Source organism: Alcaligenes sp. GW821-FHT11D07 (genome assembly GCF_058808495.1).
Map to the genome: position 1 here is coordinate 1,329,180 of NZ_JBXART010000001.1, position 16,466 is coordinate 1,345,645.

Below are 16,466 nucleotides of genomic sequence, written 5' to 3' on the forward strand. Positions count from 1 at the left end.
TGCCACTATTGGGTGGCAATTCACCTGTCAGGAGCCTGTTATGTCGCATATTGCCGTCATTGGTGCCGGTATTTCCGGAATCACCACCGCCTACGCCCTTAGCCTGAAAGGCTACCAAGTCACCGTTATCGACCGTTTGCGTTACCCCGCAATGGAAACCTCCTTTGCCAATGGTGGGCAGCTTTCCGCTTGCAACGCCGAGGTCTGGAACAGCCGTGGCACGATTCTGAAGGGCTTGAAGTGGATGATGCGCAAAGACGCCCCACTGCTGTTCAATCCCAAACCCAGCTGGCACAAATACAGCTGGATGGCCCAGTTTGTGGGCGCCATCTCCGGCTACGAACGCAACACTGTTGAAACGGTGAAGCTGGCCATCACGGCGCGCGAAAACCTGTATCAGTGGGCCAAAGACGAAAACATCGACTTTGACCTGGAACAGCGCGGCATTTTGCACATCTACCACACCGCAGGTGGCTTTGAGTCTGGCAAGAAAGTCAGCCAGCTACTGCACAAGGGTGGTCTGGAGCGCCGCACGGTCACCAACGATGAAATCCACCAGATCGAACCTGCCCTGCAAGGCACGTACTACGGTGGCTTTTTCACCCCGTCGGACGCCACGGGCGACATACATAAATACACCCGTGGTCTAGCAGCCGCTTGCGCCAAGCGAGGCGTGAAATTTCTGCAAGACACGGACGTATTGGGGATTGATTGCGGCCCACCGCATCGCATCCAGCTGCGTACCGGCGAAGGCGCAGAGGCTCATACTCATACCCTGTCCGTGGATGCGCTGGTCGTGTGCGCCGGGGTAGGCAGCCGCCATCTGGCTCACCTGCTGGGCGACTATATCAATATCTACCCTGTTAAAGGCTATTCGATCTCTGCCTACCTGGATTCACCCGAAAGCCAGGCAGCCGCCCCTTGGGTCAGCCTGCTGGACGAAGAGGCCAAGATCGTGACCAGCCGTCTGGGCAAAGATCGCCTGCGTGTGGCCGGTACCGCGGAGTACAACGGTGGCAACAAGGATATTCGTGCCGACCGTATCGCCCCGTTGACCAATTGGACCCGTCGCAACTTTCACGATGCGGCCACTGACCGCGTCGTGCCATGGGCTGGTTTGCGCCCCATGATGCCGGACATGATGCCGCGCGTAAAAGCTGGCAGCCGCCCTGGCGTGTACTACAACACCGGCCACGGCCACTTGGGCTGGACCTTGTCTGCCGCCACTGCTGAAATCATCACCGAGGTGATTGCTCAGCACGAACGCCAGTCTGCACCTGCTCAATTTGCCACCAGTCCGGCAGCAACTGCTGCACCCGCCGCTGCCCATAGCGCTCGTCCAGCAGATACACAAAGCCTTGATCCTGTTCATCGCGAATCACACGACCCGCGGCCTGTGTAATTTTGCGTAGCGCCGGATAGAGGTAGGTATAGTCATAGGCCCGCCGCTCCCCAAAGAGCCGGGCCATGACTTGTTTTACAGACTCATTGGCGGGATTGAACTGGGGCAAGCCCAAGGTGGCAATAAAGGCGCCAATCAAGCGCTTGCCCGGCAAGTCCACCCCTTCTGAAAACGCCCCTCCCAAGACAGCCAGCCCCACACCCCGCCCTTCTTCTGTGAAGCGCTCCAGAAATTGCGCTCTTTGCAGATCGCTCATCCCTGCTTGCTGATGCCACAACGGCATCTGAGGCCAACGCTGTTGCAAGGCCTGGCTGACCTGCTCCAGATAGTCAAAGCTGCTCAAGAACAAGAGATAATTGCCCGGCTGCTCTTGATACGCCTGCCCGACAATATCGCACAGCCCGTTGAGGCTTTGCGCCCGATCGGCATAGCGCGTGGACAAATCCGTGTATTGCCGCACCCGTAGCTGTTCAGCCCGATAAGGCGACGCCACATTCAATTCGCTAGTGCTTTGCGGCAATCCCAACACATCACGGTAAAACTGCGCCGGGTTCAAGGTGCCTGAAAACAGCACCACACCATGCGCGTCACCATAACGCGCAGCAAGAAACGGGGCAGGCACGATATTGCGTATCGTGAGCACCACCCCATCGTGGCGTGCCAAAATATCAAATAAAGAATGGGAGCCGAATTGCCCGGCCAGCTCCACAAAATACAGCAGCTCGAAGTAGAACTGCAGCAAAGGGCTGTCCTGTGGCATGGGAGTATCCGCCACATATGCCCCCAAACGGGCGGACAGATATTCGCATTGCTCCAGCAAATCCTCCGGGATCTTCTCCAAGCCCCACTGGTCTGTGCCCTCCTCCGGCAGCAAATCATCCATCAGTCGCGTCAACGGAGCGAAATGACGTTTCAGGGATGAGGGCGAGGCTTTGCGTGCCATGCGCAAGTGCGTCTGCGAGAAAGACACGGAATACATGGAACGGGCGCGTTCGACCAGATTGTGGGCCTCGTCCACCAGCACCGCACTGCGCCACTGCTGCGCCAGGGTTTGGCTATAGAGCAAAGCATGGGTGTCAAAAAAGTAGTTGTAGTCCCCTACCGCCACATCCACCCACCGCAGCATTTCCTGCCCCAAGTAATACGGGCAAATGTGATGTTCGCTGGCGACCTGCTGCACATGATGACGATCCAGCATGGGCTGCTCCAGCGCTTGCTGTCGTGCGGCGGGAAGGCGATCATAAAAACCTTCTGCCAAAGGGCAAGACTGGCCATGACAGGCTTTATCTGGATTTGGGCATTGCTTGTCGCGCGCAACCATCTCCAGCACGCGCCATGCCCCCTCGCCCTCCGGGCTCAAACGGGTCAAGGCATCCAAGGCCATTTGTCGACCCGAATTCTTGGCAGTCAGATAAAACAGCTTGTCCAGACCGGATTCCGGCATAGCCTTCAGGCCAGGAAAAACCACAGCCAAGGTTTTGCCAATACCTGTAGGTGCTTGAGCCAAGACACATTGAGCATCACGCTGCGCCCGAAATGCGGCTACGGCCAACTCACGCTGACCCGCACGAAACTGCCCAAAGGGAAATTGCAATTCTGTACATGCTTGATCTCGCGCCAGGCGATGCTTTTGCTCCTGGCGCCCCCATTCCACGTAAGCGCGGCATTGCTGTTCAAAAAATGCCCATAAATCAGCGCGTTCCAGGTACTCGGATACAAAAGTCTCTTTGTGCTTATCTACGTGGTAATACACCACGCTAACCGTCACTCCGGGAAGATCCCGCTCCTGGCACAACATGGCCGCATAGACCTTTGCCTGCGCCAGGTGCAGGCGACGATGATGCTCGGGAATCCCTTCAAACGTGCCGCGATAGGTTTTTAACTCTTCCAGGCAGGCGGTTTTCGGATCAAAGCCATCAGCTCGACCCCGCACCAGCAAGCCATCCATTTCATGGGACAGGGACACTTCAGCCTCGTAGTGGCTGGGCCTGCGCAAGCGCAATTGCTGGTGGCCCAATATGCCCTCTTGAGCCGTAGCGGCCGGGGTAAATCGCAAGTCCAGATCACCACTACGAGCGGTAAATTCGCATAAGGCTCGAACGCCTACCGTCCAGGCTTTCATGAGAGCTCCGGCCGGGTCACGTAACAAACACGTGCCGGAATGGCATGCTGCTCGAAGTAACTGAGCCAACGACGTTGATTGTCCTGTAGGCGATCACCCGGACCTTTTACTTCAATCAATTCATAACTTTGCTGGGAGGGTATAAAGCGGACCAAATCAGGCAAGCCGGATCGGTTATCGCGCCAATCTTGCAAGATGCGCTTGAACACCAGTTTCAAATGTTGGGGCGGGATGCAATGCAAGGCCTGCTCAATAATGGACTCACCCAAAGCGGGCCAGATCAGCAAGGGGCATTGAATCCCCTGCTTGTCCCGCCACCGCTGCCAGATCAGAGCCTTATAGTCAGCCCCTTCCAAGACGCTTAAGGCCTCATCAAACAAGGCTTGGCGACGGGAGACAAAATCCGGGTTTCCCCAATCTGCCGGGCAAGACTGGTAAGGATGAAAAAAAGCGCCCGGCAAAGGAGCGAAAATCGCCTCCCAGGACAATAAGCCCAATAAAGCGGGAAACAGCGCATTTTCAACATAAAACACGGGGGCCAAGGGACTATCGAAATGAGTTCGCACTTGTGATTCGACCCGGCGGCCATCATCATCCAGGATCAAATCACTGCGTTGGGTACGACCACGGGGCTTGCTGATGCTGTGATCAGGGGGCGGGTCCACCAACAATTTGCGACGCATACGAGGCAACATACGCCGCAGTTTTTGTGACTCACTTTCGTTCTCGGGTTCTGTCCAAGCCTGACAAAACAAAGGCCATGCCCCTGCATACTGCTCTTGGCGTTCCAGCACCCGAAGCTGACGATAGCGCGCGCCTGGCCAGGCTGTGGTGCAATAGGCTTGCTCGGCCAGGGGCCACCACATCTGGCGCTCGGCCTGCTGGCCTAACTGAAACAGGGTCTTGGCCTTGCGACGCTGCAACCACTCGCTATCCGTTTCTATTGCCAACACGGCATCAAAACGCTGTGCCCACTGCTCGGGGTCGGCCTGATCCCCACTGTCACGCAACTGCGACAAGGCCTCGTACAAACGCACATCATCACTATGGCGAAAGGCGCGGTTGGACTGATCCAGCGCCACACGCTCATAGCGATACAAGCCTAGATCGCTCAGCACGAACTCTGACCAATCCTGATAGTGGTTGCCAAAAAACAGCAGCTGCAGGCGCTGTCCCCAATGCATCACTTGGGGGGATAAACGCAATAAGGGAGCCTGCAAGCTCAGGTCCTTACACCAGTCCACAAATGGGCGGGCCTGTTCACCACGCTCTTGAGCAAGCCATTCCCGATAGTCCGACTTACGCCCACCTGCGGGTAAGTCGCTGAACAGACGGCGCAATTCCGGCAAGGTATGGACCGAGAACAAGGTCTCCAGATCCAGCTCCGGATCTGTATAAATCAAGCCGCACTCGCTTAAGGCCTGCACGGCAGCACTCAAATCCGGGATTTCCGGATAGCGCAGCTTGTCGATACGAAACACCGGTCCTTTGCGCATCAAAAGCCGGACCAACAAGGCTTGGGACGCTTGCGAGGACTGCCGAAAAAGATGACCGCATTGGACGTGCTCGTCCTCCAGCAGGTCCGAACTGGCGTGCTGGACCCACTGCAAAACCTGATGGAAATTATGCAGATAGTAAAAAGGAGGGAGCTCTGGCGGTGTCATAGTAGGCTGTGTATATATCCAGCTACTTTAGCACTCCTTCACGCTTGGCGCGACTCCAGCAAGCGCATCCAATCCCGCAGCAAGGCGTTCAAGCTGTGTCGCTGTGTCTCATCCAGGCCTTCCAGCAAGCGCTCCTCACTGGCCAAGTGATCGACAACGACGGCGTCCACACAGGCCAATCCGGCCGGGCTCAAACGCACCAAAATACGACGCGCATCCTCTGGGTCCGCAATGCGTTCAATCAAGCCCTGTTTTTCCAGGCCTTGCAAGCGATGCGTCATGGTTCCCGAGCTGACCATCAAGCTTGAAAACAAGGCGGTGGGAGCCAAGGTATAGGGTGGCCCGGAACGTCGCAAACTGGCCAGCACATCGAATTCCCCTAATTGCAGGCCATGACGCCGAAAGTTTTCGCCCATCTGTTTTTGCACCAGCTGAAAGCAGCGTGTCATGCGTCCCAACAAGGCCATCGCGTCCAGCCCGTCCAGATCAGGGCGCTGCTCGCGCCATTGTTGGATGATCAGGTCTACCGCATCGTGTTCTTGGCTTGTACTCATGATTTCTCGATTTCGTAATTTATCTTGATATTAAGATAAATCATCCCTACACTGGCATTTATCTCGACATCAAGATACTTTCACCATGAATCGACTTTCTCTTTGGATTGTGACGGCGCTGACCGCGCTGGGGCCCGCTATCTGGGGCTCTACGTATATCGTCACCACGGAAATCCTGCCGCCGGACCGCCCTTTTATCGCCGCTTTTTTGCGCTGTTTCCCAGCTGGCCTGATGCTGTTGTTGTGGAGCCGTCGCATGCCGGCTCGCAGCGAATGGGGACGCACGCTGATTTTGGCCGCTTTGAATATTGGGGCTTTTCAGGCGCTTTTGTTTGTGGCCGCGTACCGCTTGCCCGGCGGCTTGGCGGCAGTCGTCGGCGCCGCCCAGCCTTTGGTTGTGATCGCCCTGGCCTGGGCCCTGGAAGGTAAACGCCCTGTGACTATGGCCTTGGTGGCCTGCATGGTAGGCATTTTCGGCATGGGTATTTTGCTCTTGTCCCCTGAAAGCCAGTGGGACACCTGGGGCATGGTGGCAGCCATTGTGGGTGCTTTGTGCATGGCCTTGGGCACCTATTTGTCCCATCGCTGGCGCAGTGGCCTGCCTATTCTGGCTTTTACAGCCTGGCAACTGATACTGGGCGGTTTGATGCTCGCCCCCTTGGCGCTATTGCTGGACCCACCACTGGATAGTTCGCTCAGTGCTGTGCAGATTGGCGGCTACTTCTACCTGTGTTTGGTGGGAGCGCTGCTGGCCTACACCTTGTGGTTCCGCGGTATTGCCGTACTGCCCTCGGTGGCCGTGTCTTCGCTTGGCCTGCTCAGCCCGCTGACTGCCGTGATACTAGGCTGGCTGATTTTAGGCCAGGCCATGACAGGCACAAGCTTGCTCGGCATTATCCTGGTGATGGGCAGTGTGCTGGCGGTACAGTGGATCAGTAATCGCCCCCGTCAACAAATCTCTCGGCCATAAAAATAGCGCCCCCTTTTCTGTCTGAATGGGTGGGCGCAATACTTGAAAGTCACTATCTTGCTGCTCCCTCAGCAACAGCAAGATAGTGATTAATAGCGTTCTTGAAGCACCTGGGCTAAATCCGTGGCAAAGCGCAAAGCGCCTTTGGCATCCAGATTCGCAAAACTGACCCGCAAGCCTTGAGCGGGACTGCTCACGCCAAATACCTGCCCTGACCTCACAAGCCAACCACGAGCGGCCAGTCCCGCCAAGACCGGTTCGGCTTCACGATCCAGCGGAATCCACAAATTAAAACCTTCTTCGCTATCCCAAAAGGGAATCCCTTGCTTTTTCAAAGCTTGCATTACGTCGCTGCGAGCCTGCACATAAGCGGCCTGGGCCACACGAGTCTGCGCCTTGATATCAGCATCGGTCAGCCCGTGCACGACCATTTGCTGCAAAAGATGGCTGACCCATTGAGCGCCGGAAGCCAGGCGCTGCGATAGACGTTCACTGGTTTGCAGATCAGAAGCCACCAGGGCAACGCGCAAATCCGGGCCCAGCCCTTTAGAAACCGAACGAATCAAGGCCCAACGCAGGTGATCAGCGGGAATGACATTGCGGTAAGGGGTGCTAGCCAACATCCAGAAATGATCGTCGATCATCAGGAGAAGCTCAGGATAGCCCTTGAGGATTTGTTCTATTTGCTTGGCCCGTGCACGGCTGAGCGAACAGCCCGTTGGGTTATGCGCCCGGGGCGTCAAAATCAAGGCACGCAGACCATCCGCCAAGGCTTCTTCCAGGGAGGCAGGCACAATGCCTTCGCTATCGACTGCGATACCAACCGGCTTATAGCCCAAGGTATTCACTGAATTGATGCTGTTCAGATAGCCGGGGTCTTCAATCCCGACTTTGTCGCCCGCCAATAAAAAAGCCTGCAGCAAACGCTCGATGGCGTCTACCGCCCCGTAGCTGACGTGGTAATCCGTTTCCAGTGGCGTATCTTTATGGAACACCTGCTGGCATACCGCGCGCAGTTCCGGCACCAAAGGATCTGCACCATACAAAGCTTGGCTGTGGCCGCGCACACCGGCAATCAATTGCGTCGGGGCGGGCAAATACGTCAATGCTGGATTGCCACTGGCCAAATCCTGCAGGGCCGAACTGGCACCATGGCCTTCGCGCGCCAACTCCCGGATGGCTTCACGAATACGGGTACCGCGGCGGCCTTGCGCATCGGCGACACCGGCAGACACCAAGCGCTTGTAAGCCAGTGCGACAGTGTTCCGGTTCAAACCCAATGTCTGGGCTAATTCGCGCACCGGCGGCAAGACCTGGCCTGGAGCAATACGCCCCAGTGCAACCTGCTGGCGGATATCATCGAAAAGTTCCTTCGCATTGCTTCCCTGGATATTCATTTTGACCTATGACATAATAGTTTATGCGCGACCCGCAGGGTCGAGTTTATCTTTTTTTTCTTCCTTACTGGTGCGCCATGTCCGAATCCGCCCCTGATGTACTTCACACCGAGCATTATCCCACCTCCACCAGTGTAGAGGCATTTCGGGAACGCATTGCCCTGGTACAACAACGAATTGATGCAGCCTGCCTGCGCTACGGGCGGGCGGCTGGCGATGTACGTTTGCTGACCGTCAGCAAAACCTTCGGGCTAGACCGCATTCGCCTGGCCTACCAAGCGGGCTGCCGCTTGCTGGGCGAGAACAAGGTGCAAGAGGCCGAAGGCAAGTACGAAGCCTTGCGCGAAGAACTGCCTGATCTGGAATGGGCTGTTATTGGACACCTGCAAAGCAATAAAGCCAAGTCCGTTGCACGTTTCGCCTCCGAATTTCATGCGCTGGACAAACTCAAAACGGCCGAAGTGCTGGACCGCCGCTTGCAAATTGAAGGGCGCAGCCTGGATGTCTTTGTGCAGGTCAACACATCTGGCGAAGAGAGCAAGTTTGGTCTGCCGCCTGAAGAGGTTCATGCGTTTGTGCGCGAATTACCACAGTTTTCCGCGCTGCGCGTTAAAGGTCTGATGACCTTGGCCTTGATGGATGCCGACCCGGAACGGGTACGGCCTTGTTTTGCCCTGCTGCGTAATTTGCGCGATCAACTGCGCAATGACATCGCCCACGCCGAAGATATACGCGAACTGTCCATGGGTATGTCGGGCGACTACGAAGTCGCTATTTCCGAAGGCTCCACCATTGTGCGCGTCGGACAAGCTATTTTTGGTGCTCGCGCCACGCCCAACAACTTTTACTGGCCCGTCTCTGAAACGGCAACAACATCATGAATCCATTACGCCTGATCCTCCGCCAAAACGGCAAAGAAGTCGGACACTTTGAATCCAGCCCTTGTTGTCCCCCCGAGCAGCTCGTTGCCGTTGCCCGTCACTTAATGACACTGCCTGATAGCGAACTGGAATTGCAGCAAGCCAAGGGCGAACACCGCATCCTGGATAGCGGCCCCCACGGCTTACGTGTCCTGAGCGCGCAAGTGCTTTATGAAACTGCGGACTTGCACGCCTGGTTGCAGCAAGGCAGCAAAGTTATTGCCTAAGCCGGCTTTGTGATCAGGCCACAAGCCTGTCACAGCCATTGGGCAACGCGGCGCATCCCACGCCGCACCCTTCAAAAAAAACCTACCCGGCTATTGGCCGGGTAGGTTTTTTCATTCAGACGACACGCGTCTTTCAGCGCTTAGCGGTTTACCTGTTTGGCAGGCAAAGCGTAGGCCAACAAGCAACTGACCATCAGGCTACCGGCAAACAACCACAAGGCGGCACTGCCCGAACCTGTCAAATCCGTCACCCAGCCAATCAGCGAGTTACTGACCAGACCAGCAATATTGGCCAAGGAACATGCCAGAGCAAAGCCTGTTGCCGCAGCCGTACCTTTCAAGAAAGTAGCTGGCAAGCTGAAGAACACTGGCACCGCACCCATAATCACTGCTGAAGCAATGGTGAAGGTCAGAACCGTCAACCAGGCATCGTGCGCAACAAAGGTGCTGGCGACCAGAGCAATCGCACCGATAGTCAGCGGCACAATCAAGTGCCAGCGGCGTTCACGGCGACGGTCCGAGCTGGCACCGATCATCAACATACCCACCACACCCGCCAGGGAAGGAATAGCCGTCATCAAACCAATCTGGAATGGATCTTGCACCCCTGCAGCCCGAATAAAGGAGGGCATCCAGAAACTGATGGAATAGGTGCCCAGCAAAATCGAAAAGTCGATCCCGCCCAACATCCACACTTTCAGGTTGAAAAAGCCGTCTCTAAAGCTGTGTTTGACGCCCTTGCCTTCAGCATCGTCGGCAGCCAGATCAGCAGCCAGACGAGACTTTTCTTCATTACTCAACCAAGGGGCAGACTGATAATTATTAGGCAATGCCCAGAACGTCAGGAAACCGAGCAAGACACTGGGGATCGCTTCCAACAAGAACAGCCACTGCCAACCGCGCCAGCCGTTCATGTGATCAAAGTGACCAATAATCCAGCCCGACAAAGGACCACCAATCACGCTGGACAAGGGCAAGCCAATCATGAACAAGGCAATGATCTTGCCGCGTCGATAGGTTGGGAACCACAAGGTCAGGTAGTACAACACACCCGGCAAAAAGCCTGCTTCAGCCGCACCCAGCACAAAGCGCAGAATGTAGAACTGCGTAGGCGTGGTCACAAACATGGTCAGGCCCGACAACAAGCCCCAGGTAATCATGATGCGGGCAATCCACAGCTTGGCGCCCACACGTTCCAGAATCAGGTTGCTGGGCACCTCGAACAGGATGTAGCCCAGAAAAAACAGACCGGCACCCAGACCGTAAGCCGTCTCGCTCCACTGCAAATGATCGAGCATCTGCAGTTTGGCAAAGCCGACGTTAATTCTGTCCAGATAGGCAGCCAAATAACAAAAACACAGAAAAGGGATCAGACGCCAGACGATCTTCTTATAGAGATCTCCGTTACCGTCCCGGTCTGCAGGCACAGCCGCAGGACTTTGGATGGATGAATGCACCTTGTATATCTCCAGATAATTATTGGTATGCCTGGTGAACCAGAAAACTGCCTAAAAACAGCGCCTGACAGAACACAGCAGGGCCCTTAACGTGTCCGCACTCCCCCCAGTGGGCGGCAGACCGTCTTCAGATTGAGGGTGATGTTCCAACGGTGACTCCCGACGTGCTCACACCGATCTCTATAGAGTGGCCATGCAGCAAGGCGGGACCCGATCAGACTGGCACCGCACCGAACCCGGATCGCTCCCGGATTCAGCGCAGTACGCAACTTAGCTGGACTTCAGATCCTGACCGTACAGGTCGTAGCCGTATACCCAGGCCGGGTCTTCTTGCGTGCGCAAGAAGGTATTGGCGTTGGATACGGACTGAACACGAGTAGCGCGCTCTTTACGGTTGAGCTCGTACAGATCAAAGGCTGTGCGGAAGTCCGACAGGCCCGTCTCTTGCAAGCAGCGTGTCAACATGGCGGCATCTTCAATCGCCATGCAAGCGCCTTGTGCCATGTGCGGCTTCATGGGGTGACATGCATCGCCCAACATGACCAGGCGACCACGGCTCCACAAAGGCAGAGGATTACGGTTGCGCAAAGGCCACTTGGTAATGCTTTCTGTCGATTTGATCAGGTTCTGAACGGTGGAATGATAGCCGTCAAAAGCTTCCAGCATCTCTTCTTGCGAGCTGTCCACAAAGGCACCCTGGAAATCCCAGGCTGGATGTGGCACACCCGTCACAAAGTAGTATTCATCACGACGGCCTGTGGTGTAGTACACCATCATGTGGCGATCATCCGTCCACCACTTCACACAGTCCTCGAACTCGTCCGCAAAGCGGGCCAGGTTTTCGCCACGGATCAGGGCACGGTGAGCCACCCAGCCGCTGTAAATAGGGTCTTCTACACCCAACAAGGTCTCGCGGATCTTGGAGTGGATGCCATCGGCGCCAATCACGATGTCAGCAGTGACCTTGGTGCCATCCGCAAATTCCAGCAAAACGTCGTCGCCGCGGTCCACCAGGTTTTCCAAACGCTTGCCAAAGTGCACAGTGCCCGGCTTGATGCTGTCAATTTGCAAGGCATGCATATCGCCACGGTGCACAGTGATGTAGGACGCGCCGTATTCTTTCTTGGCAAATTCACCCAGAGGGATGCGGGAGAAGTAATCGCCCGTTTCGCCATCACGGCTGAACCAGAAATCAGGGTGTGAACCCATTTGATCCAGTGCATCTTCCAAGCCCATGCGGCGGAAAATCTTCATCACGTTCGGGCCTACGTGGATACCGGCACCCAAACGCGAGAACTCTGGCGCCTGTTCAAATACTTCTACCTCAAAGCCTGCTTGCTGCAACAGAGTCGCCGCAGCGGCTCCGCCAAGACCGGCCCCTACAATCGCAATCTTGACTGTCTTTTCCATCGTTAGCTCCAAATCACGGCACTCGTAAAAAGTGCTCACCACATGTTTTTTAGTAGTGTACACACTAAGTTTAAGCATGAAAACAGGGGTTGTAGCTAGGGTTTATACCTAGCCTAGGTGATTTTAAGAGCTGCTAAAAACACGTGGAAAATGATTTTTACTATATTAATATCAGTTACTTATAATTAAAAACAAAAGTAAAAATAAGCTTTAAGCTTGAATACATAGATTTTGTTTAATTTTTAGAATTATCAGTGTGTAGACTCATTTAATGCGGTGCACACCCTATAAGCGCTGACACTTCAAATAAGAAAGAACTGATCTGGATCAGGCATGGGACAAGCGCTGCGCGGGTATACTTGCCAAGTTGTTACGCCTCTAGCCTGCCCATTCCACAACAAGACAGAAAGACTATGCAGCCTACTACCCCTTCAGCCCCCCCCGCTCCCTTGTCCTACGATGTCACCGAACAAATCGGCCACCTGCTGCGCAAGGCGGGACAGCGACACACGGCTATCTTTCAACATTACGTAGGCGACACGCAGCTGACAGCGATTCAATTCGTGACCCTGTGCGCACTGCGCGACCACGGCCCCAGCTCCCAGACTGAACTGGTGGAAGCAACCGCTGTAGACCAGGCCACCATTCGCGGCATTATCCAGCGTCTTAAGTCCCGCAATTTGATTGAGCTGGCTCCCGACAAGGATGACCGCCGCAAAGTCATTGTGGAATTAACGCAAGAGGGCTTGGACTTGCTGGATCGCGTCATTCCTCGCGCCCATACCATCAGTGAACTGACCATGGGCAACTTGAACCCGGCCGAACGCGTGGCCATTGTTTATTTGCTGCGCAAAATGATCGATAGCACGCTGGATATGTCGGACAAAGAATAAGTTCCGCCAGAGTACCAAGAGGCTATTTTTTATTCGGCCTTTAAGATATATTTAAAATACATCTTATAACTTATCTGCCATGACTCCCTTGACTGCTTCCCCCGCCTCTAGCCGCCCTCAGTGGCGCGCCTTCCTGGAACTGGGATTTCGCCCGCTCTATCTTTTAGCCACGCTTTGGGGCGCCGCGAGCATTGCTCTGTGGCTGTATACCCCCGGCTGGCTGGCCAACGCCGCCATCCCTTCCTTGTACTGGCATGCCCATGAAATGCTTTGGGCCTTTATCGGCACGATTGCTGTGGGCTTCTTGCTAACCGCCAGCGCCACCTGGACCGGACAAGCCACCTTACGCGGCCCCTCGCTGGGGGCTTTGTGTCTGCTCTGGATTCTGGCGCGCTTCAGCCTGCTTGTACCCAATGGACAAATGGCGGCGCTCATTCTGGACGCCTTGTTTTTTGCCGTAGCTGCCGCCGAGCTGGCCCGCGTCATCCTGATCGCTCGTAACAAGCGCAACTACGGCATCCCGGTCGCCATCCTGGCATTGGGTGTCAGCCATAGCCTGTTCATGTATAGCCTGATGCAAGGCCAAGATCCCATGCCCTACTTCTACAGTGGCTTTTGGACCATGGGCCTGATCACCTTGTTGATTGCGCGCCGCATCATCCCCTTCTTTGCTATGCGCGCCCTGCCCGGCCTGAGCTTGCCTGCCCAGACGCGCAGCGGGCATTGGCAAATGGGCTTGAGTGCACTTGCCATTATCTTGTCGCTGACACCCTGGCGTATGCCTTTAGCTATCGTCCTGGCTGCTCTGGGCCTGATTGCCTGCTACCAATGGACGCGCTGGCAGCCTTGGGCCAGCCGCAACACCCCTTTGTTGTGGATTCTTTACCTGGGTTATGCCGGTCTGGCACTGGGTCTGCTCAGCGCAGCCGCCTATGAAGCGGGATGGGTGTTACGCGCTGCCTGGCCCGTCCATATCGTGGGGCTGGCTGGCTTTAGCGTCATGATCATCGGCATGCTGACGCGCACGGCACTGGGCCATCTGGGACGCCCACTGCGCGCCTCCCCTAAAGTGGTTTGGAGCTATGCCCTGTTGATTGCCGCTTGCGTACTGCGTTTGCTGGCTTTGATCCCTAGCAGCTGGAGCCTGCCTCTCTTGCATATGGCGGGCCTATTCTGGATTTTGGCCATGCTCAACTACCTGCATCAGTTTGCACCCATGTTAATTCGCCCCCGAATGAACTGATCGCGGCATCGGCGCCACACTTTGAAAAGCAAAGCAGCTGGCGCCGTTTATCTTTATTTTCTGCCTGACCGTGCCTGCTTATACTAAGCAGGCACGTTGGTTACGCCCTCAGTCGCCAACGCGGGACGGATCGCTCTGATCCTTGTTTATCCGCGCTCTCATCCCCCCATGCCTGCTGCCTCTTTGGCCTGCGCCACCGTAAAACGCCTTCTGCTTGCCGGACTGTGCGCCCTGCTCTTGCCCCTGTCTGCGCTGGCCGCCAATGATCCCTGCCATGGCGGGCGTGACCTGGTGGTTGTTGGCCATATGGATGACGACTTGCTGTTCATGAATCCTGACTTACTCAATACCATTCAGTCCGGGGCCTGCATGCAAGTGCTGTATCTGACAGCCAGCGAACGCAAAGGGGGACTGGACTATATGTATAGCCGCGAGCGTGGCGTGCGTGCAGCCTATGCCTATATGAGCGGCTTGCCCAATGCCTGGCAGCAAACCCGCCTGATGCTGGGCAGTGCCTCTGTGACGCAATTTAGTTTGTTGGCCCGTCCGGGCATTCAACTTAGTCACTTGCGCTTGCAAGATCCGTGGCTGGGCTCAGGCTGGGGTAGCCTGACTCCTTTAAGCCGTGCCGAGTCAGAGCCCGGCCAAACCGTACAGACTCTGGATAGCCCACAACAAAGCCTGAACCGAGAGCAGTTGGTCCAGCTGCTGGCGGCTTTGATCCGGCAATACCGCCCCACCAGTGTGCGTTATCTGGACGACACCAATCCAGTGCCCTACATCAAGCTATGCTGGCGCTGTCCCGGCCATGGGCATCCAGACCATATCGCCAGCGCGCGTTTGGTCAGAGAAGCCATGCTGGCCGCCCCTGGCAATTACGCCCAAACCGGCTATGTTGACTACCCCATTCAAGAGCAAGCCCGCAATCTCACCTTGAGCGAGATTCATCACAAAACAGAGATTTTCCGGCGCTACGCCTGGCACGATCAGCACGCGTGCAAAGGGCCTGCCATCTGCCAGGAGCCTGCCGGCCCCGCCGCGGCCTGGGTGCAGCGCAGCTATTACACCAGCCGTGCCGACTACCCCGCCAGCTTGCTGAGCGATGGCGCAGGCAAGCTCAGTTTTTTTGCCTCTGGCGAACAGAACGATGCCATCAATCAATGGGATCTGAATCAGGAACGCTGGACCACCTTAGGCGGGCGCACCGCCGATACCTTAAGTGCCTTTCAATATCCCGATGGCAGCCCTGGGCTGTTTGCCCGTGACGCAACCGGGCAGGTCTGGGTGAGCCGTTCAACAGAAGACGATCAATGGCAAGCCTGGCAAAAAGTGTCCGGCCCGCGTGTCTTGCATACCCCTCTGGTCAGCCGCCATACCAGCCAGGCAATTGCGATGGGGACAGATGGGCGCTTTTACTGGAGCGCTGCCCGCCAGCCCGATTACGGCTGGGCCAGTTGGCAAGCTTTGCCCGCCTTGGAGCAAGCGGTTTACCCCGCCACACTAAGTGTCGATACCCACGGGCGTGCGCATGTGTTTGCCAGCAATCAACACGGTCAGTTGTTCCAGACCTTGCAACAGCGCGATTCGCAGTGGCAGCCTTGGCAGGCTATTCCCTCTGCAGCGATCAGCGGTGGGCTGGCCTCGATTCTGAACGCTCAAGGTGGCATTGAACTCTTTATGCGTGACCGGCAGAACCAGCATCTGCTGCGACTGACGCAAAACCCGGACAATCAACAGTGGTCCCCGCCTGTCGATCTGGGCCTGAGTTATGTCGGCACTCCTGCCCTGAGCCTGGATGAACAACAAAATGTCGTGGTGGCTATTCAACAGCGCCCGGGTGGAGCCATTCTTCTGGTGGACAAAGGCAAGGTTCACGAAGTGGAAAAACAGTCTGCCTCCCAACCCGCGCTCTACAGGCTGGACGGTGTTCTGTATTTGGCCAGTCGCCCGGTAGGCGCCAAACAGCGCTATCGCCTTCTGGAGCGCCGCCAAGGCAAGTGGATGCAAGTTGCCCTGACGCCAGCCCCGCCTGCCGGTGGTGGGCGCTCATTTAGTGACGCGCCCACGCTGATCACCCAGCCCTATGTGCAGCCTTAGCACCAAATTAGCCCTTTAAAACGTAACAAAGTACGCGAACCCAGTTTGCGCGCCAGCGTCAAGACCAGGTCAAAAAATGAATCCTGTTACTGATCCACGCCCCGCAGGAG

The 16,466-nt window shown here is 56.1% G+C and carries 12 protein-coding genes and 1 pseudogene; 7 read left to right on the forward strand and 6 right to left on the reverse strand.

Translation table 11 applies throughout. From position 1 onward, the window contains the following. Positions 1-40: 40 nt before the first annotated feature. Positions 41-1,402 (forward strand): D-amino acid dehydrogenase, encoded by a 1,362-nt coding sequence (locus AC1RSM_RS06145; protein WP_492930481.1) that lies wholly within the window; start codon positions 41-43, stop codon positions 1,400-1,402. On the opposite strand, the pseudogene AC1RSM_RS06150 reads toward AC1RSM_RS06145, so the two are convergent. The 3 genes and pseudogenes from AC1RSM_RS06150 to AC1RSM_RS06160 all read right to left on the reverse strand — a co-directional run. Then, positions 1,347-3,524, reverse strand: a pseudogene (locus tag AC1RSM_RS06150) (ATP-dependent DNA helicase); the annotation flags it as partial. The gene AC1RSM_RS06145 and the pseudogene AC1RSM_RS06150 sit on opposite strands and share 56 nt — an antisense overlap. After that, positions 3,521-5,188 carry a VRR-NUC domain-containing protein gene (locus AC1RSM_RS06155; RefSeq protein ID WP_492930483.1) on the reverse strand — a complete coding sequence of 556 codons (1,668 nt, stop codon included), beginning with the start codon at positions 5,186-5,188 and terminating at the stop codon, positions 3,521-3,523. The gene AC1RSM_RS06155 and the pseudogene AC1RSM_RS06150, both read right to left, overlap by 4 nt. A 38-nt stretch (positions 5,189-5,226) precedes the next feature. Continuing rightward, on the reverse strand, positions 5,227-5,742 hold the full coding sequence (locus AC1RSM_RS06160) for a MarR family winged helix-turn-helix transcriptional regulator (protein ID WP_492930485.1): 516 nt from the start codon (positions 5,740-5,742) through the stop codon (positions 5,227-5,229). An 85-nt stretch (positions 5,743-5,827) separates the two neighbouring features. Between AC1RSM_RS06160 and AC1RSM_RS06165 the strand changes: the two genes are divergently transcribed. Beyond that, entirely contained in the window at positions 5,828-6,712 is an 885-nt protein-coding gene (locus tag AC1RSM_RS06165) for an EamA family transporter (RefSeq protein WP_492930487.1), read from the forward strand. An 89-nt stretch (positions 6,713-6,801) separates the two neighbouring features. Here AC1RSM_RS06165 and AC1RSM_RS06170 read toward each other — a convergent pair whose 3' ends face one another. Further along, a complete protein-coding gene (locus AC1RSM_RS06170) occupies positions 6,802-8,109 on the reverse strand; it encodes an aminotransferase class I/II-fold pyridoxal phosphate-dependent enzyme (protein WP_492930489.1) in 1,308 nt (435 codons plus the stop codon). Positions 8,110-8,186: 77 nt separating this feature from the next. On the opposite strand from AC1RSM_RS06170, the gene AC1RSM_RS06175 reads away from it, so the two are divergent. Together AC1RSM_RS06175 and AC1RSM_RS06180 are read left to right on the forward strand one after the other, a co-directional pair. Further along, a complete protein-coding gene (locus tag AC1RSM_RS06175) occupies positions 8,187-8,990 on the forward strand; it encodes a YggS family pyridoxal phosphate-dependent enzyme (protein ID WP_492930491.1) in 804 nt (267 codons plus the stop codon). After that, positions 8,987-9,256 carry a hypothetical protein gene (locus AC1RSM_RS06180; RefSeq protein ID WP_492930492.1) on the forward strand — a complete coding sequence of 90 codons (270 nt, stop codon included), beginning with the start codon at positions 8,987-8,989 and terminating at the stop codon, positions 9,254-9,256. The genes AC1RSM_RS06175 and AC1RSM_RS06180 overlap by 4 nt, the downstream gene beginning before the upstream one ends. Before the next feature lie 140 nt (positions 9,257-9,396). Here AC1RSM_RS06180 and AC1RSM_RS06185 read toward each other — a convergent pair whose 3' ends face one another. Further along, the gene (locus tag AC1RSM_RS06185; protein WP_492930494.1) at positions 9,397-10,713 is read right to left on the reverse strand and encodes an MFS transporter; all 1,317 of its coding nucleotides are present in this window, start codon (positions 10,711-10,713) and stop codon (positions 9,397-9,399) included. Between the two features lie 270 nt (positions 10,714-10,983). Continuing rightward, entirely contained in the window at positions 10,984-12,123 is a 1,140-nt protein-coding gene (locus AC1RSM_RS06190; RefSeq protein WP_492930496.1) for an FAD-dependent monooxygenase, read from the reverse strand. Between the two features lie 413 nt (positions 12,124-12,536). Between AC1RSM_RS06190 and AC1RSM_RS06195 the strand changes: the two genes are divergently transcribed. From AC1RSM_RS06195 to AC1RSM_RS06205, 3 genes are all read left to right on the forward strand, one after another. Next, entirely contained in the window at positions 12,537-13,016 is a 480-nt protein-coding gene (locus tag AC1RSM_RS06195) for a MarR family winged helix-turn-helix transcriptional regulator (RefSeq protein ID WP_492930498.1), read from the forward strand. A 79-nt stretch (positions 13,017-13,095) separates the two neighbouring features. Continuing rightward, positions 13,096-14,259, forward strand: coding sequence for an NnrS family protein (locus AC1RSM_RS06200; RefSeq protein ID WP_492930500.1), 1,164 nt, complete (start codon positions 13,096-13,098; stop codon positions 14,257-14,259). Positions 14,260-14,355: 96 nt separating this feature from the next. Further along, positions 14,356-16,356, forward strand: a complete 2,001-nt coding sequence (locus tag AC1RSM_RS06205; protein ID WP_492930502.1) for a DUF8189 domain-containing protein — start codon at positions 14,356-14,358, stop codon at positions 16,354-16,356. Positions 16,357-16,466: the final 110 nt, after the last annotated feature.

Excerpts from the sequence above, each read along its gene's own strand:
- AC1RSM_RS06145 (WP_492930481.1), top strand. The coding sequence starts at position 41 with ATGTCGCATATTGCCGTCATTGGTGCCGGTATTTCCGGAATCACCACC.
- AC1RSM_RS06155 (WP_492930483.1), bottom strand. The coding sequence starts at position 5,188 with ATGACACCGCCAGAGCTCCCTCCTTTTTACTATCTGCATAATTTCCAT.
- AC1RSM_RS06160 (WP_492930485.1), bottom strand. The coding sequence starts at position 5,742 with ATGAGTACAAGCCAAGAACACGATGCGGTAGACCTGATCATCCAACAA.
- AC1RSM_RS06165 (WP_492930487.1), top strand. The coding sequence starts at position 5,828 with ATGAATCGACTTTCTCTTTGGATTGTGACGGCGCTGACCGCGCTGGGG.
- AC1RSM_RS06170 (WP_492930489.1), bottom strand. The coding sequence starts at position 8,109 with ATGAATATCCAGGGAAGCAATGCGAAGGAACTTTTCGATGATATCCGC.
- AC1RSM_RS06175 (WP_492930491.1), top strand. The coding sequence starts at position 8,187 with ATGTCCGAATCCGCCCCTGATGTACTTCACACCGAGCATTATCCCACC.
- AC1RSM_RS06180 (WP_492930492.1), top strand. The coding sequence starts at position 8,987 with ATGAATCCATTACGCCTGATCCTCCGCCAAAACGGCAAAGAAGTCGGA.
- AC1RSM_RS06190 (WP_492930496.1), bottom strand. The coding sequence starts at position 12,123 with ATGGAAAAGACAGTCAAGATTGCGATTGTAGGGGCCGGTCTTGGCGGA.
- AC1RSM_RS06195 (WP_492930498.1), top strand. The coding sequence starts at position 12,537 with ATGCAGCCTACTACCCCTTCAGCCCCCCCCGCTCCCTTGTCCTACGAT.
- AC1RSM_RS06200 (WP_492930500.1), top strand. The coding sequence starts at position 13,096 with ATGACTCCCTTGACTGCTTCCCCCGCCTCTAGCCGCCCTCAGTGGCGC.